Origin of the sequence: Bradyrhizobium murdochi, from assembly GCF_000472965.1 — a bacterium.
Taxonomy (GTDB): domain Bacteria; phylum Pseudomonadota; class Alphaproteobacteria; order Rhizobiales; family Xanthobacteraceae; genus Bradyrhizobium; species Bradyrhizobium murdochi.
In genome coordinates this window covers 179,721-198,504 of the sequence record NZ_KI421483.1, presented here as the reverse complement: position 1 = coordinate 198,504, position 18,784 = coordinate 179,721, and the positions used below count along the sequence as shown (strand labels likewise).

At 63.8% G+C, this 18,784-nt stretch carries 17 protein-coding genes; 13 read left to right on the top strand and 4 right to left on the bottom strand.

Translation table 11 applies throughout. From position 1 onward, the window contains the following. Positions 1 to 62 precede the first annotated feature (62 nt). The 8 genes from YUO_RS0138630 to YUO_RS0138595 all read left to right on the top strand — a co-directional run bounded on the left by YUO_RS0138630 (position 63) and on the right by YUO_RS0138595 (position 8,574). On the top strand, positions 63 to 1,685 hold the full coding sequence (locus YUO_RS0138630) for an ABC transporter substrate-binding protein (RefSeq protein ID WP_028351888.1): 1,623 nt from the start codon (positions 63 to 65) through the stop codon (positions 1,683 to 1,685). Between the two features lie 127 nt (positions 1,686 to 1,812). Further along, a complete protein-coding gene (locus YUO_RS0138625; protein WP_028351887.1) occupies positions 1,813 to 2,826 on the top strand; it encodes an ABC transporter permease in 1,014 nt (337 codons plus the stop codon). Positions 2,827 to 2,834: 8 nt separating this feature from the next. Then, positions 2,835 to 3,734, top strand: a complete 900-nt coding sequence (locus tag YUO_RS0138620; RefSeq protein WP_028351886.1) for an ABC transporter permease — start codon at positions 2,835 to 2,837, stop codon at positions 3,732 to 3,734. 244 nt (positions 3,735 to 3,978) lie between these two features. After that, positions 3,979 to 5,850, top strand: coding sequence for a dipeptide ABC transporter ATP-binding protein (locus YUO_RS0138615; protein ID WP_028351885.1), 1,872 nt, complete (start codon positions 3,979 to 3,981; stop codon positions 5,848 to 5,850). A 19-nt stretch (positions 5,851 to 5,869) separates the two neighbouring features. Then, entirely contained in the window at positions 5,870 to 6,052 is a 183-nt protein-coding gene (locus YUO_RS0138610; RefSeq protein WP_028351884.1) for a DUF4089 domain-containing protein, read from the top strand. A 7-nt stretch (positions 6,053 to 6,059) separates the two neighbouring features. After that, the gene (locus YUO_RS0138605) at positions 6,060 to 7,460 is read left to right on the top strand and encodes an AtzE family amidohydrolase (protein WP_028351883.1); all 1,401 of its coding nucleotides are present in this window, start codon (positions 6,060 to 6,062) and stop codon (positions 7,458 to 7,460) included. Next, positions 7,460 to 7,873 carry an oxalurate catabolism protein HpxZ gene (gene hpxZ, locus YUO_RS0138600; RefSeq protein ID WP_028351882.1) on the top strand — a complete coding sequence of 138 codons (414 nt, stop codon included), beginning with the start codon at positions 7,460 to 7,462 and terminating at the stop codon, positions 7,871 to 7,873. Before YUO_RS0138605 ends, hpxZ begins: the two co-directional genes overlap by 1 nt. Further along, on the top strand, positions 7,870 to 8,574 hold the full coding sequence (locus YUO_RS0138595; protein WP_028351881.1) for a GntR family transcriptional regulator: 705 nt from the start codon (positions 7,870 to 7,872) through the stop codon (positions 8,572 to 8,574). The genes hpxZ and YUO_RS0138595 overlap by 4 nt, the downstream gene beginning before the upstream one ends. Positions 8,575 to 8,656: 82 nt before the next feature. Here YUO_RS0138595 and atzF read toward each other — a convergent pair whose 3' ends face one another. After that, the gene (gene atzF / locus YUO_RS0138590) at positions 8,657 to 10,465 is read right to left on the bottom strand and encodes an allophanate hydrolase (protein WP_028351880.1); all 1,809 of its coding nucleotides are present in this window, start codon (positions 10,463 to 10,465) and stop codon (positions 8,657 to 8,659) included. Between the two features lie 221 nt (positions 10,466 to 10,686). After that, positions 10,687 to 11,235 carry a MarR family winged helix-turn-helix transcriptional regulator gene (locus YUO_RS0138585; protein WP_051379879.1) on the bottom strand — a complete coding sequence of 183 codons (549 nt, stop codon included), beginning with the start codon at positions 11,233 to 11,235 and terminating at the stop codon, positions 10,687 to 10,689. Between the two features lie 113 nt (positions 11,236 to 11,348). Here YUO_RS0138585 and YUO_RS0138580 point away from each other — a divergent pair, with 113 nt between their 5' ends. After that, positions 11,349 to 13,202: a feruloyl-CoA synthase gene (locus tag YUO_RS0138580; RefSeq protein WP_028351878.1), complete on the top strand. Its 1,854-nt coding sequence runs from the start codon at positions 11,349 to 11,351 to the stop codon at positions 13,200 to 13,202. A gap of 5 nt (positions 13,203 to 13,207) precedes the next feature. On the opposite strand, the gene YUO_RS43480 is transcribed toward YUO_RS0138580, so the two are convergent. Continuing rightward, entirely contained in the window at positions 13,208 to 13,735 is a 528-nt protein-coding gene (locus YUO_RS43480; RefSeq protein ID WP_051379878.1) for a MarR family winged helix-turn-helix transcriptional regulator, read from the bottom strand. A gap of 136 nt (positions 13,736 to 13,871) precedes the next feature. Here YUO_RS43480 and YUO_RS0138570 point away from each other — a divergent pair, with 136 nt between their 5' ends. Continuing rightward, entirely contained in the window at positions 13,872 to 15,065 is a 1,194-nt protein-coding gene (locus YUO_RS0138570; protein ID WP_035728624.1) for an ABC transporter substrate-binding protein, read from the top strand. 242 nt (positions 15,066 to 15,307) lie between these two features. Here YUO_RS0138570 and YUO_RS0138565 read toward each other — a convergent pair whose 3' ends face one another. Further along, positions 15,308 to 15,838 (bottom strand): MarR family winged helix-turn-helix transcriptional regulator, encoded by a 531-nt coding sequence (locus tag YUO_RS0138565; protein WP_028351876.1) that lies wholly within the window; start codon positions 15,836 to 15,838, stop codon positions 15,308 to 15,310. A gap of 80 nt (positions 15,839 to 15,918) precedes the next feature. Here YUO_RS0138565 and YUO_RS0138560 point away from each other — a divergent pair, with 80 nt between their 5' ends. The 3 genes from YUO_RS0138560 (at position 15,919) to YUO_RS0138550 (ending at position 18,781) form a co-directional block, all read left to right on the top strand. Next, positions 15,919 to 17,154 (top strand): cytochrome P450, encoded by a 1,236-nt coding sequence (locus YUO_RS0138560; RefSeq protein WP_035728680.1) that lies wholly within the window; start codon positions 15,919 to 15,921, stop codon positions 17,152 to 17,154. 9 nt (positions 17,155 to 17,163) lie between these two features. Then, positions 17,164 to 17,487 carry a 2Fe-2S iron-sulfur cluster-binding protein gene (locus YUO_RS0138555; protein WP_028351874.1) on the top strand — a complete coding sequence of 108 codons (324 nt, stop codon included), beginning with the start codon at positions 17,164 to 17,166 and terminating at the stop codon, positions 17,485 to 17,487. A 79-nt stretch (positions 17,488 to 17,566) separates the two neighbouring features. Then, entirely contained in the window at positions 17,567 to 18,781 is a 1,215-nt protein-coding gene (locus tag YUO_RS0138550) for an ABC transporter substrate-binding protein (protein ID WP_028351873.1), read from the top strand. The last annotated feature ends 3 nt before the right edge of the window (positions 18,782 to 18,784 follow it).

Here is an 18,784-nt window from a genome sequence, read left to right as displayed (position 1 = left end):
AGGGTTGGCACGAACCTTGCGATTCCTCCAAAGCCGTTTCCTCAGGCGTTGGAGCATCACCCATGAAGCGTCGCGATTTCCTCAAATCCGTGTCGGGGCTGGCGGCCGCCGGCGCGCTCACGCCCGCACCGGCGATCTGGTCCTCCGCCAAGGCGCAAGCGAGGTCGGAAACGCTGCTGATCGTCTCCGAAAGCGGGCCCAACAATCTCGACATTCACGGCGTCGGCACCAACGTGCCCGGTTATGAGGTGTCGTGGAATTGCTACGACCGCCTGATCAGCCACGAGATGAAGAGCGGTCCCGGCGGCGTGCCGTATTACGACCGCGACAAGTTCAAGCCCGAGCTCGCCGAGGACATGAAGGTCGGCGACATGTCGGTGACCTTCAAATTGAAGAAGAACGCGAAATTCCACGACGGCGCGCCGGTTACGGCGAAGGACGTCAAATGGTCGCTCGATCGCGCCGTCAGCGTCGGCGGCTTTCCGACCTTTCAGATGGGCGCGGGCTCGCTGACCAAGACCGAGCAGTTCGTCGTCGTCGACGACAGCACGGTGCGGATCGATTTCGCCAAGAAGGACCGCCTCACCATCCCCGATCTCGCGGTCATCGTGCCGTGCATCGTCAATTCCGAGCTGGTGAAGAAGAACGCCACCGAGAAGGATCCGTGGGGCCTCGAATACACCAAGCAGCAGACCGCGGGCTCCGGCGCCTACAAGGTGGTGAAGTGGACGGCCGGCACCGAAGTCATCATGGAGCGCAATGACGCGTGGGCCGGCGGTCCCTTGCCGAAAGTCAGACGCGTGATCTGGCGCATGGTGCCACAGGCCGGCAACCGCCGCGCGCTGCTGGAACGCGGCGACGCCGATATCTCCTACGATCTGCCGAACAAGGATTTCGTCGAGCTGAAGGACAGCGGCAAGCTCAACATCGTCTCGGTGCCCTATTCCAACGGCGTCCAGTATATCGGCATGAACGTCAAGATCGCGCCGTTCGACAACGTCAAGGTGCGTGAGGCCGTCGCCTGCGCGATTCCCTACCAGAAGATCATGGATGCGGTGCTGTTCGGCCTCGCCAAGCCGATGTTCGGTGCCGCGGCCGACAAGGCGACCGAGGTGGCCTGGCCGCAGCCGACCAAATACGTCACCGATATCGCAAAAGCTAAGGCATTGCTGGCGGAAGCCGGCTATCCCAACGGTTTCGAGACTACCCTGTCGTTTGATCTCGGCTTTGCTGGTGTTAACGAGCCGCTCTGCATTCTGGTGCAGGAGAGCCTGGCGCAGATCGGCATCAAGACCACGATCAACAAGATTCCCGGCGCCAACTGGCGCACCGAACTGAACAAGAAGGTACTGCCGCTCTACACCAACGTGTTCTCCGGCTGGCTCGACTATCCCGAATACTTCTTCATCTGGTGCTACGACGGCAAGAATTCGATCTTCAACACCATGAGCTACCAGTCGAAGCCGATGGACGAATTCATCCACGGCGCCGTCGACGCCGCCGCGATCGGCAACACCGCGAAGTACGATGCCGACGTCAAGGGCTTCGTCGATCTCGCCTTCAAGGACATCCCGCGCATCCCGCTGTATCAGCCCTACGTCAACGTCGCGATGCAGAAGAACGTGTCCGGCTATCAATACTGGTTCCACCGGAGGCTGGATTACCGCGCGCTGGTGAAGGCGTGAGAGAGGCGAATGGCGAGTGGCGAGTAGCGAATAGGGAGTAGCGAATGGTGACGCGCAGCCGAGAACAACCATTCGCCATTCGCTATTCGCTATTCGCATGCGCCAAGCGAAGCGCGGAGCACACCCCATGCTCACCATGATCGGCAAGCGGCTGATGTTTGCGATTCCCTCGCTCATCGGGGTCGTGATCGTCACGTTCCTGCTGACGCGCGCGCTGCCGGGAGACCCCGCCGCCTATTTCGCCGGGCCCGCGGCGAGCAAGGAAGCGATCGAGCAGATCCGCAAGAAACTCGGCTTCGACAAGCCGTTGATCGAGCAGTTCTTCCGCTACACCAACGATCTCGCGCATGGCGACTTCGGCAATTCGCTGACCACGGGCCAGCCGGTCGCGACCGAAATCCGCAACCGCCTGCCGGCGTCCGCCGAACTGACGCTGCTTGGCCTCATCGTCTCGATCACGATCGCGATTCCGCTCGGCGTGCTCGCCGCGACCCGCCCGGGCTCGTGGATCGATCATCTCTGCCGCGTCACCACGACGGCCGGCGTGTCGCTGCCGGTGTTCTTTACCGGCCTCGTGCTGGTCTACGTGTTCTATTTCAGGCTCGGCTGGTCGCCGGCGCCGCTCGGCCGGTTAGATGTGTTTTACAGCGCGCCTCCGACCGTGACCGGGCTCTACCTCATCGATGCCCTGATCGCGCGCGAGTTCGAGACGTTTCGTTCGGCGCTGAGCCAGCTCATCCTGCCGGCGGCGACGCTGGGGATCTTCTCGCTGGCGCCGATCGCGCGCATGACGCGGGCCTCGATGCTCGCGGTTCTGGCCTCCGACTTCGTCCGCACCGCGCGCGCCAGCGGGCTTTCTCCGTCGACCGTGATCGTGACCTACGCGTTCCGCAACGCGATGCTGCCCGTCATCACCACGCTCAGCATGGTGTTCTCGTTTCTGCTCGGGGCGAACGTGCTGGTCGAGAAGGTGTTCGCCTGGCCCGGCATCGGCTCCTACGCGGTGGAAGCGCTGATCTCGTCGGACTTCGCGCCGGTGCAGGGTTTTGTGCTGACCATGGCGGTCATGTACGTGCTGCTGAATCTCTTCATCGACATTCTCTACGGCGTGATCGATCCACGCGTGCGGCTTGAAGGGTGAGGTTGGAAATGAGTAGCGTTGCGCCTGTCGTTGAACCTGCTGCTCCCGCCCGCACCTCGGGTTTGGCGGCGATGTTCGAGCATGTCAGATACGTGCTCGGCGAGAACCGCGTCACGGCCTTTGCTTTCGGCTTGCTCGTCATCATCCTGTTTGCCGCGATCTTCGGCCCCTACATCGTTCCCTACGATCCGCTCGCCAGCGATACCGCCGCGGCGCTGAAGCCGCCGTCGGCGGCGCACTGGTTCGGCACCGACCAATTGGGCCGCGATATCTTCAGCCGCGTCATCGTCGCCACAAGGCTCGATACCTTCATTGCAGTCGCCTCGGTGGCGCTGGTGTTCCTGATGGGCGGACTGGCTGGCATCGCCGCCGGCTATTTCGGCGGCTGGACCGACCGCATCGTCGGGCGCATCGCCGATACCATCATGGCGTTTCCGCTGTTCGTGCTGGCGATGGGCATCGTGGCGGCGCTCGGCAATACCGTGCAGAACATCATTATCGCCACCGCGATCGTGAACTTCCCGCTTTACGCGCGCGTCGCCCGCGCCGAAGCCAATGTCCGCCGCAACGCCGGCTTCGTCCAGGCGGCACGGCTGTCAGGCAATGGTGAGATGCGGATTCTCCTGGTCCACATCCTCCCCAACATCATGCCGATCATGATCGTGCAGATGTCGCTGACCATGGGCTACGCCATCCTCAACGCCGCCGGCCTCTCCTTCATCGGGCTTGGCGTGCGGCCGCCGACGGCGGAATGGGGCATCATGGTCGCGGAAGGCGCCACCTTCATGGTGTCGGGCGAATGGTGGATTGCGCTGTTTCCGGGGCTGGCGCTGATGATCGCGGTGTTCTGCTTCAACCTGCTCGGCGACGGCCTTCGCGACATCGTCGATCCGCAGCGGAGGACGTGATGGCTGTCTCCATGCTCGCTGCTGCGCTCCCTCCCCCCTTGCGGGGGAGGGTTGGGGAGAGGGGTGGCCGCGGGAGAGATGGGAGTTTGTGGCTACCCCTCTCCCTGCCCCTCCCCCGCAAGGGGGGAGGGAATGAGAGAACTGTGCCCAACTTGCGCACGAATCTCTCTCGAAAACTATCCAATGAATTCAACCTCGTCCTACTTTGCATGGGGTTGTTTTCGAGATTTTGGCGGAGGTCGTCATGACGGCCCAGCCGCTTCTCGACGTCCACGATCTCACGGTCGAATTCACCACCCGCCGCGGCATCGTCAAGGCGGTGCAGCACGTCAACATCTCGGTGGCCAAGGGCGAGACGCTCGGCATCGTCGGCGAATCCGGCTCCGGCAAGTCGGTGACCTCATATGCCGTGATGCGGATCCTCGACCGCGCCGGCAGGATCGCCGAGGGCTCGGTGATGTTCTCCGGCATCGACGTCAAGGCGGCGAGCGAGAACGAGATGCGCGATCTGCGCGGCCGCGAAATCTCGATGATCTTCCAGAACCCGCGCGCGGCGCTCAATCCGATCCGCAAGGTCGGCGACCAGATCGAGGACGTGCTGCGCCAGCATGTGCAGAGCGCGGCGAGCGATCGCGGCGAGAAGGCGATCGAGGCGCTGGAGCAGGTCAAGATCGCCCGTCCGCGCGAGCGTTATCACGCCTATCCGTTCGAGCTTTCGGGCGGCATGTGCCAGCGCGTCGTGATCGCGCTGGCGCTGGCCTGCAATCCGCAGCTCCTGATCGCGGACGAGCCGACCACCGGCCTGGACGTCACCACGCAGAAGGCGGTGATGGATCTGATCGTGGAGCTGACGAAGCGCCGGCACATGTCGACGATCCTGATCACGCACGATCTTGGGCTTGCCGCAGCCTACTGCGACCGCGTGGTGGTGATGGAGAAGGGCCGGGTGGTAGAGACCGCGAACTCGGCGGACATTTTTGCAAAACCCGAGCACGCCTACACCAAGAAGCTGATGCGCGCGACTCCGCGGCTCGGGGTGTCGTTGCGTGATTTGTTGCCGGAGGAGGAGGTTTTAGCCTCTCCCCGCACGCGGGGAGAGCATAGGCCGCCTTCGGCGGCCGTTCTTAAAGAACGCCGAGGCGAAGCCTCGGCTATGGCACGAAGTGCGGCGGGAGAGCGGGACTCTCCGCGTTCAGGGCTCGCGGAGGCAGCCCCTCACCCCGACCCTCTAAGAGCGAGCTCCGCTCGTCTCGACCCCGCGAAGGGCGGGGAGAGGGAGCAGCCTCTCCTCCTCGTCGAAAAGCTGGTCAAAGAATACCCGCGCCAGGGCGCAAGCGCGGTGCTGTCAAAACTGTTCTCCCGCAAGCCGCCGGTGGAGGCGGAAGTATTCCGCGCCGTTGACGGCATCAGCTTCACCGTCGGTCATGGCGAGAGCGTTGGCCTTGTCGGCGAATCCGGCTGCGGCAAATCGACGACGTCGACGATGGTGATGCGGCTATTGGACCAGAGCTCCGGCCGCATCGTCTTCGATGGCGAGGAGATCGGCGCCATCCTGCCGCAGGCCTTTGCACGGCTGCCGCTGCGCAAGAGCATCCAGATGGTGTTCCAGGATCCGACCGACAGTCTCAACCCGCGCTTCACGGCGGCCCGTGCCATTGCCGATCCGCTTCTGCAGCTCGGCGATATCAGGGGACGCGACGCGTTGCGCGCCCGCTGCGAGGAGCTTGCCGGCCTGGTCGGCCTTCCCGTCAACCTGCTCGATCGTTTCCCGCATCAATTGTCCGGCGGCCAGAAGGCGCGCGTCGGCATCGCGCGCGCGATCGCGCTGCATCCGAAACTCGTGATCCTTGACGAACCCACCGCGGCGCTCGATGTCTCCGTGCAGGCTGTCGTGCTCAATCTGCTGCAGGATCTGAAAGCGTCGATGGGCATGAGCTATTTGTTCGTGTCGCATGATCTGAATGTGGTGCGTCTGCTTTGTGATCGTGTCATCGTGATGCGGGCGGGCCGAATCGTCGAGCAGGGTCCATCCGAACGCGTGCTCGGCGATCCGCAGGACGCCTATACAAAGGAATTGCTGACGGCGATCCCGCATCCGCCGTTGCCGGTTCACTAGAAACTAGAATGGAAGCGAAATGGCCGCCGATCCCCTGGACGATTATATCGATGCCGTTGCCAAGGCGCTGGCGCTGCCGGTCGAAGAAGCCTGGCGTCCCGCAGTGCGGGCCAATCTCGAAGTGTCGCTGAGGCTGGCGCGGCTGGTCGATGAATTCCCGCTGCCGGACGAGACCGAGCCGGCCAGCGTCTACACAGCGTGATAAGGCCATGACAGTGAACAGTGACGGGCTATCGGCCCAACAAATCGCGCAGGCCGTCGCAGGCGGCAAGCTATCCGCGCTCGACGCGACCGAAGCCGCACTGGCGCGAATCGCCAAATATGATTCCGTGCTGAACTCGTTCACCGACATCACCGCCGATCGCGCGCGCGCGAAAGCTCGCGCGGTCGATGCCGCCATTGCCGCCGGCCAGAAGGTGGGACCGCTCGCTGGCGTGTCGTTCGCGGTGAAGAACCTGTTCGACGTGAAGGGTCTTGCCACCCGCGCCGGATCGAAGATCAACCGCGATCTCGCCCCGTCACCGCGGGACGCCACGCTGATCGAGCGCATGGAAGCGGCCGGCGCCGTGCTGGTCGGCGCGCTCAACATGGGCGAATACGCCTATGACTTTACCGGCGAGAACGTGCACGACGGCCCGTCGCGCAATCCGCACGATCCGACGCGGATGACGGGCGGTTCGTCGGGCGGCTCTGGCAGTACGGTCGGCGGTGCGCTCGTCCCGATCGCGTTGGGGTCGGACACCAATGGATCGATCCGCGTGCCGTCATCGTTCTGCGGCGTCTTCGGCCTGAAGCCGACCTATGGCCGGCTGTCGCGCGCCCGCTCGTTTCCCTTTGTCGCAAGCCTCGATCATCTGGGTCCCTTGGCGCGTAATGTCGGCGATCTTGCGCTGGCCTATGATGCCATGCAGGGCCCCGACGCTGACGACGCCGCCTGCACGACACGGCCGGTCGAACCCGTTGCGCCGCTGTTGGCGAAAGGCGTCGACGGCCTGCGCGTCGCGGTGGCCGGCGGGTATTTTCAGAAGAACGTCTTTCCGGAAGCGATCGAGGCCATGGCGCGCATCGCCAAGGCGCTGAACGCGACTAGGACGGTCGAAATTCCCGAAGCCGCGCGCGCCCGCGCCGCGGCTTACGTGATCACCACGACCGAGGGCGCGTCACTGCATCTCGATCGCCTGCGCCAGCGCCCGAATGATTTCGATCCAGCGGTGCGCGACCGCCTGATTGCGGGTGCCATGGTCCCGGCGCCGCTGGTCGACCGCGCGCAAAAATTCCGCCGCTGGTATCGGGCAAGGGTGCTGGAGCTGTTCCAATCGGTGGACGTGATCATCGCGCCGGCGACGCCATGCATCGCGCCCAAGCTCGGCCAGGTAACCTTTACGCTCGACGGCGTCGAACTGCCGGTGCGCGCCAACATCGGCATCCACACCCAGCCGATCTCGTTCATCGGCCTGCCGGTGGTGGCGGTACCGGTACCGCTGGAGCCGATGCCGATCGGTGTGCAGATCATCGCCGCGCCGTGGCGGGAAGATATCGCGTTGCGGGTTGCGCATGCGCTGGAACGGATGGGCGCCGCCGCGGCACCTGCACCGAGAGGATTATCGTGATGGAGATCGATCTGCCCGAGGTAGTGGCCGAAGTCACCGCGCAGTTTGCGCGCTACGAAAAGGCACTGGTGTCGAACGACGTCGCGGTGCTCGACGAACTGTTCCGCAACGATCCCCGCACGCTGCGCTATGGCATCGGCGAAAATCTCTACGGCTACGACGCCATCATGGCGTTCCGCGCCGCGCGCTCGCCGGTCGGGCTGATGCGGCGAACCGACAAGACGGTGATCACGACTTATGGCCGCGATACTGCGGTCGCCTCGACGCTATTCTATCGCGACAGCGCACCGGGAAAGGTTGGGCGGCAGATGCAAACCTGGATACGCTTTCCCGAAGGTTGGAAGATCGTCGCAGCCCATGTCAGCATCATCGACGAACCCGAATCTTCCAAGCAAACGGATCAAAAGGCATGAGTCTGGAAGATCGGCCGGAAGCCGCGGTTCGCCGTGTCGATCGCCCTTCGCCGCAGCGGGACAAGGTCACGCGCGCGGAAGAACTGCGGCTGCAGCTCGCCGATGAGATCGTGCGCGGCGTGCTGCCGCCGGGATCGGCGCTCGACGAGACCGATATCGCCAGGCGCTTTGCCGTGTCGCGCACGCCGGTGCGCGAGGCGCTGCGACAGCTCGTGGCGAGCGGCCTGGTGGAGGCGCGGGCCCATCGCGGCGCGGTGGTGGCGCAGCCCTCGCTGGACCGCCTGACCGAAATGTTCGAAGCGATGGCGGAGCTGGAAGCGTTGTGCGCAGGCCTTGCGGCCGAACGGATGCCGCCGGGGGACCGTCAGAAGCTGGAGGCGATCCACGAGGAATTGCGGGTGCTGAGCCATGCCGGCAATCCGGAACGCTTTCATGCGGTTAACGAGCGCTTTCACAACGCGATCTATGCCGGTTCGCAGAACAGCTACATCGCCGAGATGACGCTGGCCACAAGGGTGCGCGTGCAGCCGTTCCGCCGCGCCCAATTCCGCAATCTCGGGCGGCTGGCAAAATCGCACGCCGAGCACGACCGCGTCGTGGTCGCGATCATGCGCGGCGACAAGAGCGGTGCGGCGGCAGCGATGCGCGCGCATATCGAGCTGGTGCGCGGGGAGTACGAAATTTACGCGGTGTCGGTGTAGGCGGGCGAATAGGGAATGGCGAATAGCGAATGGGGTCTCTTCTCTTCACTACTCGCTATTCGCTACTCCCTATTCGCCCTCATCACACCGTCGCCTTCTCCGCCATGAACGCGCGCCAGCCGCCATAGGCTGAAATATCGCGCGCGCCGTTGATGGCTGCAGGCTCGACCAGAAATCCCTTTACGCCCCTTCCGTCGGCGAGCCGGATCGTGCCGATCCCGAGCGGCGGCGGGATCGCGGCGACGAATTTGCCGAACGCTGCCGCCGACAGCGCCCATAGCTCCAGCTTGATCGAATGCCCCGCGCCTTGCTCCACGCGCAGCATGCCGGGTTTCGGTGGCATCGTGTCGAGCGCGTAGAGTTTGTAGTCCGGCGCGGTCGTGGCCGCCTCGATCAGGCGTCCACCGAGCGCCTGCAGCTCGCCATTGAGCGCCATGCCGGAAAGATGCGCGCCGACCACCGCGAGGGTGATTTCATCGCCGCCCGCGGCTGCCGGCAACGAAGCGGGCGGCGGCTGCATCAGCCCCTTGGCTCCCATCTTCAGTTGGGTATCGGCATGAAACACCCGCCCGATGCTGGCGAGCTGTGCGTCGCGTCCCGCGGGCGCCAGCAGCGTGATGCCAAACGGGATGCCGTCCGCGCGCATCGCGGCCGGCAGCGCGAGGCCGCAGAGGTCGAGCAGGTTGACGAAATTTGTGTAAGTGCCGAGCCGGCTGTTGAGCTCGATCGGATTGGCCAGCACCTGCGCGGTCGAATAGGCAGTCGGCGCCGTCGGCAGCACCATCGCGTCGAAATGAGTAAAGGTCCGCTCGGCTGTGCGCCGCAGCGCCTGCAGCCGATAGAGTGAGGCAAAGGTGTCAGCGGCGGTCAGCCGCGCGCCGGCGGCGGTGATTTCGCGGGTCACTGGATGTATCGAATCCGGCGAAGACGCGAGGAGGTCGCGGATGACAAGGTATCGCTCGGCGACCCACGGGCCTTCGTAAAGCAGCCGCGCGGTCTCATAAAAGGGTTCGAGGTCGAATTCGACCAGCGTGGCGCCGAGCGCCGTCCAGCGCTTGAGCGCCTCGCCATAGGCTTTCTCGGAAGCCGCGTCGCCGAAGAAGATCAATTGGCCATTGCGCGGCACGCCGAGCCGGAGTTTTTCGGGAAATGCCCACATCGGGCTCAGCGGCCGGTCGCGCGAAAACGGATCGGCGCCATCGGGGCCGGCCATGACCGTCAGTGCAGTCATTGCGTCGTCGACGGTGAGCGAGAACACCGAAATGCAGTCCAGCGTGCGGCAGGCCGGGACCAGCCCGGCGTTGGAGATCAGTCCAAGGCTCGGCTTGAGCCCTACGATGTTGTTGAGCATGGCCGGCACGCGGCCCGAACCCGCGGTGTCGGTGCCGAGCGCCAGCGGCACCAAGCCCGCGGAAACCGCCACCGCCGATCCTGAACTCGATCCGCCCGGTACGAGATCGGCGCGGATCGGATTGACGGGAATGCCATAGGGCGAGCGGACGCCGACCAGGCCGGTCGCGAACTGGTCGAGATTGGTCTTGCCGATAATGATGGCGCCGGCCGCGCGCAGTTTTGCGACTGCCGTGGAATCCTGCGCGGGGAAAAAGGAAAAGGCCGGGCAGGCCGCTGTGGTCGCTAAGCCCTGCGCGTCGATATTGTCCTTCACTGCAACCGGGACGCCAAGCAGCGGAAGCAATGCCGCTTCTTTCGAGGCCAGCGCTTCGGCCTCCGCGAGCGCATCCTTCTCGTCGCGCAGGCTGATGAACACGGCGGGATCATTATGGGCGTGGATGCGCTGATAGCTGCGCGCGACGGTTTGCGCCGGGGTGATCGCGCCGGCGCGGTGCGCGGCGACGATGGCGGCAACGGTTTCAGGCGCGTCGGACCCCATGGCAGCAAAACTCCAGCGAGCAAAGGTTACCCGGACTAAGGTACCCGGACCGAAGCAAGCGATGTGCCATTGTGTACAACCGCTCAGTCGAGCCAACGCTCAAATATAGATTTATAATTTCATGCGCTTACCGGCCGACTGCGCATGCCATGAACGCCGGCCGTAGCCGACAACTGCCTAAAACTTGGGCGATTCAGCCCAAGGCGCGGCGCCGGCCGCGATCAGGTGAAGTCCGAGAGTATCTGCAGCAGTTTCTCCCGGTTCTCCTTGCCGATCTTCTCGGCCACATGACGCTCATGCTCGGCGGCAAGCCGCTTGAACTGCGCCAGCGCCGTCCGGCCGCGCGCGGTCAGGTGCAGCGCGTGGGAGCGGCGGTCGGTCGCGGATTTGACGCGGCTGACGAGTTCGCGCTGCTCAAGACTATCCAGAAGATGCACCAGCCGGGCGCGCTCGATGCCGAGCCGTTTTGCAACAGCCATCTGGCTCAGGCCAGGATTGGCCCCGATCACGGTCATCACGGAATACTGCGTGGGGCGGATATCGACGGCGCCGAGCGTGCGAATGAAATCCTGGAAAACCCAGATCTGAAAGCGCCGCACCGCATAGCCGGCGTGGCCTGCCAGCGCGTCGAGGCCGATTTCGCCGTTCGTCAGATCGCTGTGCGCGTTGCCGTTTTCATTTCGCGCGCGGCCGGGGCGCGGCCGAATACCCGCGCGTGACTTGGCTACTCGTGACTTGGCAATTCTGGGGGCCTGACTGTTCCTCGCCATCGTTCCCTTCTAGCGCTTCACGCGACCAAGGGGAAGATTGTTGTTGACGACAACAATTGTTGCGCCCAACATTAGCGTCAAGCCAGCCCTTTCGAGGCGGCAGGAGGAAGCCCATGACCATCGCCGCCATCAGCGGTGCCGATTCCCAAAATCTTTTCGCTGTTCCCGCGATCGTGGCCGATCGCCGGACCGATGGCAGCATCATCCTGAAATCGACCACGCCGCTGCGGCCGAGTGCGCGCTGCATCGGCGACTGGCTGGAGCACTGGGCGCGGCAGGCGCCGGACCGAATCTTTCTCGCCGACCGCGCCAGCATTGATACGCCGTGGACCGCCGTCACCTACAAGGATGCGTTGAAGCAGGTGCGCTCGGCCGCCGCCTGGATCCTCGCGCAGGAGCTGAGCGCCGAGCGGCCATTGGTGATCCTGTCCGACAACAGCGTCGAGCACGCGCTGTTCGCGCTCGCCGCCCAGCATGTCGGCGTGCCATCGGCCGCGATCTCGCCGGCCTATTCGCTGATGTCCAGAGATTTCGACAAGCTCAAGAGCATGGTCACGCTGCTCGGACCGGGCGCCATCTATGTTTCCGGCACAAAGCCGTTTGCCGCGGCGCTGGCGGCGATCTCGCCGCTGCATTCGGCCACCATCGTCAGCGGCAGTGGGGGTGATGACAGCGTGATCTCCTTCCGCGCCGTCGCTTCAACACCGGAAACGCCTGATGTCGAAAAGGCCTTCGCCGCGATTACGCCGGATACCATCGCAAAATTCCTGTTCACCTCGGGCTCGACCGGCACGCCAAAGGCCGTGATCAATACCCAGCGCATGCTGACCTCCAGCCAGCAGGCCAAGGCGCAGACCTGGACGTTCCTCGAAGATATCGGCGACGATCTCGTGATCCTCGACTGGCTGCCCTGGAGCCACACCTTCGGCGCCAACCACAATTTCAATCTGGTGCTGCGCAACGGCGGCACGCTCTATGTCGACGGCGGCAAGCCGGCGCCGGGGTTGTTCGCGACCTCGCTCGCCAATCTGCGCAGCGTGATGCCATCAGTCTATTTCAACGTACCGCGCGGTTTTGACATGCTGATCGCGGCGCTGCGCGGCGACGACGAACTGCGCAAGAAGTTTTTCAGCGAGGTGAAGTTCGCTTTCTACGCCGGCGCAGCCTTGCCGCAGAATCTCTGGGACGCGCTGGAAGAGCTCTCGATCAAGACGGTTGGCCGTGCGATGCCGATGGTGTCGGCCTGGGGCTCGACCGAAACCTCGCCGCTCGCCACCGATTGCCATTTCCAGGCGAAACGTTCCGGCAATATCGGCGTGCCGATCCCGGGCACCGAACTGAAGCTGGTGCCGTCAGGCGACAAGCTGGAGGTGCGGGTACGCGGTCCGAATGTCACGCCCGGTTACTGGAAGGCGCCGGAATTGACCGCGCAGGCCTTCGACGAAGAGGGCTTTTATCTCATCGGCGACGCCGTGACCTTTGCCGATCCGGCGCGTCCCGAACTCGGACTGTTCTTCGATGGCCGCGTCGCCGAGGACTTCAAGCTCAATTCGGGCACCTGGGTCAGCGTCGGCACCTTGCGCGTTGCAGGGATCGCTGCTCTGGCGCCGCTGGCGCAGGACATTGTCGTGACGGGCCATGGCGGCGATGAGGTTCGCTTCCTGGTGTTTCCGAATATTGCGGCCTGCCGTGCACATGCGGGCTTGCCCGATAGCGCCGACGTGAAAGATGTGATTGGCCACGATAAGGTTCGCGCTGCGATCGCGCAGGGCCTTGCGAACCTAAAGGCGCAAAGCGGCAACTCGTCCGGTCACGCAACCCGCGCACTGCTGCTGGCCGAACCCGCGTCCGTCGACGGCGGCGAGATCACCGACAAGGGCTATATCAACCAGCGTGCGGTGCTGACGCGGCGCGCGAGCGCAGTGGCAACGCTGGATGACGACGCCTCGGCCGAATGGATCGGCTAGAAATACTAGGCGCGTCGGGATGCCGCGTGCTTGTGCGCCTCGACCAGCCGCACCAGCATCTGGAGAAATGTCGTCTGCTCGCTCTTGCTGAGCGCGGAAAGCGTCTGCGCATTAAAGCTCTCGCCAAGCCGGCTGGCCTCGTCAGCGCGCTTCTCGCCCGCCGCGCTGAGGCTGAGCTCGACCGCGCGCTTGTCTCGCGCGGATCGCTTGCGCTTCAAGACGCCGGTCTCCTCCATGCGTGACAGGATTTTCACGAGGTTGGGGAGCTGCATCTTCAACACGGCGGCGAGTTCGCTCTGCGTCACCGTCTTGTTGTCCCGCACCGTAACCAGGATGGCGTATTCGAGCGGCGAAAGGTTTAGGGACTCGAAATACGGATAGAACGCCTCGAAGTTCTCCAACTGCAGGATCCGGATCATGAATCCCGGGGTCTGCTGCAGCGCGGTGAGATCGAGTTTTCGCGCCGAGTCCGGCTCGGCCGGTCTGGCCGCTCCGTTGCCGTTGCGCGTCGAAATTTTTCCGATTCGTTCCATGGGCAAAAGCTCGCACGGCATCACGTGAATTGACAATCCTCAAAATGCTTATAAGTTATAAGTAATTTCGAAGCGGTCGCGAAGGCCGCCTTTTCCATACAGGAGGGAACGCATGCGACAGCTTTTTCGCACAGGAATGCTCGTGGTCGCGCTCGGCGGTATCTTCGCAGGCGCTTCCCAAGTCCAAGCCCAGGACCGCGTCCGGATCGGCGTGCTCAACGACCAGTCGGGCGTGTTCTCGACCTACCAGGGCATCGGCTCGGTCATATCAGCGCAAATGGCGGTGGAGGATTATGGCGGTAAGGCTGCCGGTAAGGTGGTCGACGTCATCACCGCCGATCATCAGAACAAGACCGACGTCGGCGTTGGTATCGCGCGGCGCTGGTACGATACCGAAAGCATCGACGCCATCTTCGACCTGCCGAACTCGGCGATTGCGCTCGCGGTTGCCAATATGAGCGAGCAGAAGAACAAGGTCTTCATCGGCTCGGGCGCCGGCACCGCGCTTCTCACCGGCGAAAAGTGCACGCCGAATACCGTGCACTGGACCTACGATACCTATGCCTATGGCCGCGGCCTTGGCAAAGCCGTGGTAGCCCAAGGCGGCAAGAAATGGTTCTTTCTGACCGCCGATTACGCCTTCGGCCACGACTTGGAGAAGCAGGCGATGGAAGGCGTCAAAGCCTCCGGCGGCGAAGTGCTTGGCGCCGTGCGCCATCCGCTCGGCACCGCCGACTACGCTTCCTTCTTGCTGCAGGCGCAGGCCTCGGGTGCCGACATCGTCGGCGTGGCGAATGCCGGTGACGACACCATCACCTCGATCAAGCAGGCGGCGGAGTTCGGGCTGACGCAAAAGCAGAAGTTGGTCGGGCTGATCCTCGGCATGAACGGTATTCCTGCGCTCGGCCTGAAGGCAGCCCAGGGCGCGCAGATCATGAATCCGTTCTATTGGGACCTGAACGACGGCACGCGCGCTTTTGCGAAACGGTTCGCCGAACGCCATCCGCAAAAGAATTATCCGAACGACATGCAGGCCGGCGTCTATGCTTCGGTGCTGCATTATCTGAAGGCCGTCGACAAGATCGGCGGCGCCGCCAACGGCAAGGCTGTTGTCGCCGCGATGAAGGCGATGCCGACCGATGATCCGCTGTTCGGCAAGGGAACCATCCGCGAAGACGGGCGTAAGATTCATCCGCTGTTTCTGCTCGAGGTGAAGAAGCCTGACGAATCCACGTCGAAATGGGATCTGTTGAAGGTCGTCGCTACGATCCCGGGCGATCAGGCATTTCGTCCTGAAAGCGAGGGCAACTGCCCACTCGTCAAGAGATGATCTGACCGGCGGCGGCCGGCAGGAATCGGCTGGGTCGGAAAATCGATCGTTGAGGCTCGTCGTGTATGTTGCCAAGGCAACTAATTTGTGCGAGCGTATTTCCACAACGCGGCCGATCGCAGAGCACGGAGAGTGCCGGGCCGCACAGGGAGAAACGGATGTTCGGGCGTGTCGGATCGCCACGACGCAATGCGATGTCGCGTGCGCAGTGTGGGGGCCGCGGTGTGTCTAATAGACGCCGCTCAGCTCTTCGTATCGACTTCGCCCGCGCCCTTCACGGCGTCGAGATTGCCGTGCACCCGCAGCAGCAGCGCGATCAGGGTCTCCCGCTCCGGCTTGCTCAGGCAGGAGAGCAGGCGGCGCTCGCGTTCGAGCGCGACCGCGATGACCTGATCATGGGTGGCATAGCCCTTCGGGGTCAGCGAGATCGAATGGGTGCGACCGTCCTCGCGGTCGGCCCTGATGCTGACCAGCCCGCGTTCTTCCATGCCGGCGAGCGTCCGGCTCACCGGTCCCTTGTCGAAACCGATCACGTGGCAGATCCGCGCCGCGGAAATTTCCGGCTCGATTGCGAGCAGCGACAGGATCCGCCATTCCGTGACGTTGACCCCAAAGCGCTTCTGATAGACCACGGTCGCGCTGCGCGACAATTTGTTGGCGATGAAGGTGATGAGGGCCGGAACGTAACGGTCGAGGTCGAGCACCTGTTCGGCCCGTCCGCTCCTGCCTGCCGCGCCCGCACGGGGCGCGCGCGCCTGTCTGTTCCTGCTCATGCTTTTCCGATGCTGCTCCAGCGTTCCAGACATAGAGACAGCGCACGCCGCTCCGCAAGAACATTATGCAGGAGACCCACATGAGCGCGACATCCCGGATAGATGCTGCAACCCCGGAGCGGAGTGCGCCGGCCGGCGTGCCCCGTCTGGACGTGGACCCGTTCTCGACCGAGTTTTTTGAGGATCCGCACCGGATCCACGACGTCCTCCGCGAGGCCGGGCCGGTGGTCTGGCTCGAGAAGTGGGGCGTCTATGGCGTCGCCCGCCATGCCGAGGTGCACGCCGTCCTCAACGATCCCCTGACCTTCTGTTCGAGCCGCGGCGTCGGCTTGAGCGATTTCGCCAAGGAAAAGCCGTGGCGACCGCAAAGCATCATCCTTGAAGCGGACCCGCCGGCACATACCAGGACACGCGCAGTCCTCGCCCAGGTGCTGTCACCGGCCGCCATGAAGCAGGTCCGCGAACATTTCACGGCGATGGCCGCGGCCAAGGTCGACGAACTGCTGGCGCGCAGAAGTTTCGATGCTGTTGCCGATCTCGCGGAGGCCTACCCGCTCTCGGTATTTCCTGATGCGATGGGCCTGAAGCAGGAGGGGCGGGAGAATCTGCTCCCCTATGCCAGCCTGGTGTTCAACGCGTTCGGGCCGCCGAACCAGTTACGCCAGGAGGCGATCGAGCGCTCCGCGCCACATCAGGCCTATGTCGCCGCGCAGTGCCAGCGCGAAAATCTTGCGCCCGGCGGCTTCGGCGCTTGCATTCATGCGCGCGCCGACGCCGGCGACATCACGGCGGAAGAGGCGCCGCTGCTGGTGCGCTCGCTGCTTTCGGCCGGCCTCGACACCACCGTCAACGGCATCGGCGCCGCGATGTATTGCCTGGCGCGCTTTCCCGATCAGCTTGCGCGGCTGCGCAGCGATCCGACGCTGGCGCGCAACGCATTCGAGGAAGCGATCCGTTTCGAAAGCCCGGTGCAGACCTTTTTCCGCACCACGACGCGGGAGGTCGAACTCGCCGGCCATCGCATCGGCGAAGGCGAAAAGGTTCTGATGTTCCTTGGCGCCGCCAACCGCGATCCGCGACGCTGGGAAAATCCTGACCGCTACGACGTGACCCGCCGCACCTCCGGCCATGTCGGGTTCGGTTCGGGCATTCATATGTGCGTCGGCCAGCTTCTCGCGCGCCTCGAAGGCGAGGTGATGCTGGCGGCGATCGCGCGCAAGGTTGCAAGTATCGAGATATCAGGCCCGGTGAAGCGCCGCTACAACAACACGCTGCGCGGCCTCGAAAGTCTCCCCATCACCATTTCTCCGGCCTGACGGACCGCCATGCCGAGCATCACGTTTGTTCACCCTGACGGCCGTGCGCAGCGCATCGACGCCAGCAATGGCGAAAGCGCAATGCAGGCGGCGACGCGCCACGATGTCGGTGGAATTCTGGCCGAATGCGGCGGCAACGCGATGTGCGCCACCTGCCACGTCTATGTCGACGAGGGCTGGCTCGCCCGCCTGCCGGCGATGGGCGACGACGAGGACGCGCTGCTGGACGGTGCCGCCGCCGAACGGCGGGCCAACAGCCGCCTGTCCTGCCAGATCAAGTTGGCTGCCGATCTCGATGGTTTGGTTCTCAATCTGCCGGACCGGCAATTGTGACGGTCTAGTCACCTGAACTGAAATCAAACCCGGCGAAGTCCGGGAACGCTCAAGATCACAGTTCGAAAGGGAGAGAACGATGAGGGGTTTAAGGTTAGGTCTCGCGCTTGCTTTGTCTTGCGTGGCGTCGGGCGCGGCGCGCGCGGAAATTTCCGAAAATGTCGTGCGCATCGGCGTGCTGAACGACATTTCCGGCATCTTCCAGGACACCAACGGCATGGGGTCGGTAGAAGCCGCGCGCATGGCAGCGGAGGATTTCAGCGGCGGCGGCAAGGGTATCAAGGTCGAAATCGTCTATGCCGATCACCAGAACAAGGCCGACGTGGGATCTGCGATCGTGCGTAAATGGCTCGACGTCGATGGCGTCGATGCCGTGGTCGACGTGCCGAATTCGGCTGTTGGGCTCACCATCAACTCGCTGCTGCGTGATAGCCGAATGACGTTTCTTGCGTCGTCGACGGCGAGCTCCGACCTGACCGGCAAGGCCTGCTCGCCGAACACGATCCAGTGGGTCAATGATGCCTGGGCGACCGGCAACTCCACCGCGGCGGCGATGATGGCGCGCGGCGGCAAGGAATGGTACTTCATCACGGTGAATTTTGCGCTCGGCCAGGGCATCGAGGCCGAGGCCACCAACTACATCGAAAAGCACGGCGGCAAGGTGCTGGGCTCGGCCAAGCATCCGCTCAACACGCCGGACTTTGCATCGCTTCTGCTGCAGGCGCAGAATTCCAAGGCCAAGGTCATCGGCCTTGCCAATGCCGGCGGCGACACCGTCAATGCGGTGAAGCAGGCGGCCGAGTTCGGCCTTCAGCAAAGCGGACAGACGATGGTGGCGTTCCTGCTGTTTATCAACGACGTCCACGGCATGGGGCTGAAGGTAGGCCAGGGCCTGCAACTGTTCGAGGCGTTTTATTGGGACATGGATGAAAACACCCGAGCGTTTGCAAAGCGCTTCGCAGCGCGGCCGGGCGTGAACGGCAAGATGCCGAGCGGCAATCAGGCCGGCGTCTATGCTTCCACGCTCGCCTATCTCAACGCAGTGGCCGCGACCGGCAGCGATCACGCCAAGGATGCGGTGCCTGAGATGAAGAAGTTCAAGGGCAAGGACAAGCTGTTCGGCGACGTCACCATCCGCCAGGACGGTCGCGTCATCCACCCGATGTACCTGTTCGAGGTCAAGAAGCCCGAAGAGTCGAAATACCCCTATGATTACTATAAGCTGGTATCGACCATTCCGGCCGAGCAGGCCTTCCGCCCGCTTGCCGAAGGCGGCTGCTCGCTGGTGAAGTGAGGC

Excerpts from the sequence above, each read along its gene's own strand:
- YUO_RS0138630 (WP_028351888.1), top strand. The coding sequence starts at position 63 with ATGAAGCGTCGCGATTTCCTCAAATCCGTGTCGGGGCTGGCGGCCGCC.
- YUO_RS0138625 (WP_028351887.1), top strand. The coding sequence starts at position 1,813 with ATGCTCACCATGATCGGCAAGCGGCTGATGTTTGCGATTCCCTCGCTC.
- YUO_RS0138620 (WP_028351886.1), top strand. The coding sequence starts at position 2,835 with ATGAGTAGCGTTGCGCCTGTCGTTGAACCTGCTGCTCCCGCCCGCACC.
- YUO_RS0138615 (WP_028351885.1), top strand. The coding sequence starts at position 3,979 with ATGACGGCCCAGCCGCTTCTCGACGTCCACGATCTCACGGTCGAATTC.
- YUO_RS0138610 (WP_028351884.1), top strand. The coding sequence starts at position 5,870 with ATGGCCGCCGATCCCCTGGACGATTATATCGATGCCGTTGCCAAGGCG.
- YUO_RS0138605 (WP_028351883.1), top strand. The coding sequence starts at position 6,060 with ATGACAGTGAACAGTGACGGGCTATCGGCCCAACAAATCGCGCAGGCC.
- hpxZ (WP_028351882.1), top strand. The coding sequence starts at position 7,460 with ATGGAGATCGATCTGCCCGAGGTAGTGGCCGAAGTCACCGCGCAGTTT.
- YUO_RS0138595 (WP_028351881.1), top strand. The coding sequence starts at position 7,870 with ATGAGTCTGGAAGATCGGCCGGAAGCCGCGGTTCGCCGTGTCGATCGC.
- atzF (WP_028351880.1), bottom strand. The coding sequence starts at position 10,465 with ATGGGGTCCGACGCGCCTGAAACCGTTGCCGCCATCGTCGCCGCGCAC.
- YUO_RS0138585 (WP_051379879.1), bottom strand. The coding sequence starts at position 11,235 with ATGGCGAGGAACAGTCAGGCCCCCAGAATTGCCAAGTCACGAGTAGCC.
- YUO_RS0138580 (WP_028351878.1), top strand. The coding sequence starts at position 11,349 with ATGACCATCGCCGCCATCAGCGGTGCCGATTCCCAAAATCTTTTCGCT.
- YUO_RS43480 (WP_051379878.1), bottom strand. The coding sequence starts at position 13,735 with ATGGAACGAATCGGAAAAATTTCGACGCGCAACGGCAACGGAGCGGCC.
- YUO_RS0138570 (WP_035728624.1), top strand. The coding sequence starts at position 13,872 with ATGCTCGTGGTCGCGCTCGGCGGTATCTTCGCAGGCGCTTCCCAAGTC.
- YUO_RS0138565 (WP_028351876.1), bottom strand. The coding sequence starts at position 15,838 with ATGAGCAGGAACAGACAGGCGCGCGCGCCCCGTGCGGGCGCGGCAGGC.
- YUO_RS0138560 (WP_035728680.1), top strand. The coding sequence starts at position 15,919 with ATGAGCGCGACATCCCGGATAGATGCTGCAACCCCGGAGCGGAGTGCG.
- YUO_RS0138555 (WP_028351874.1), top strand. The coding sequence starts at position 17,164 with ATGCCGAGCATCACGTTTGTTCACCCTGACGGCCGTGCGCAGCGCATC.
- YUO_RS0138550 (WP_028351873.1), top strand. The coding sequence starts at position 17,567 with ATGAGGGGTTTAAGGTTAGGTCTCGCGCTTGCTTTGTCTTGCGTGGCG.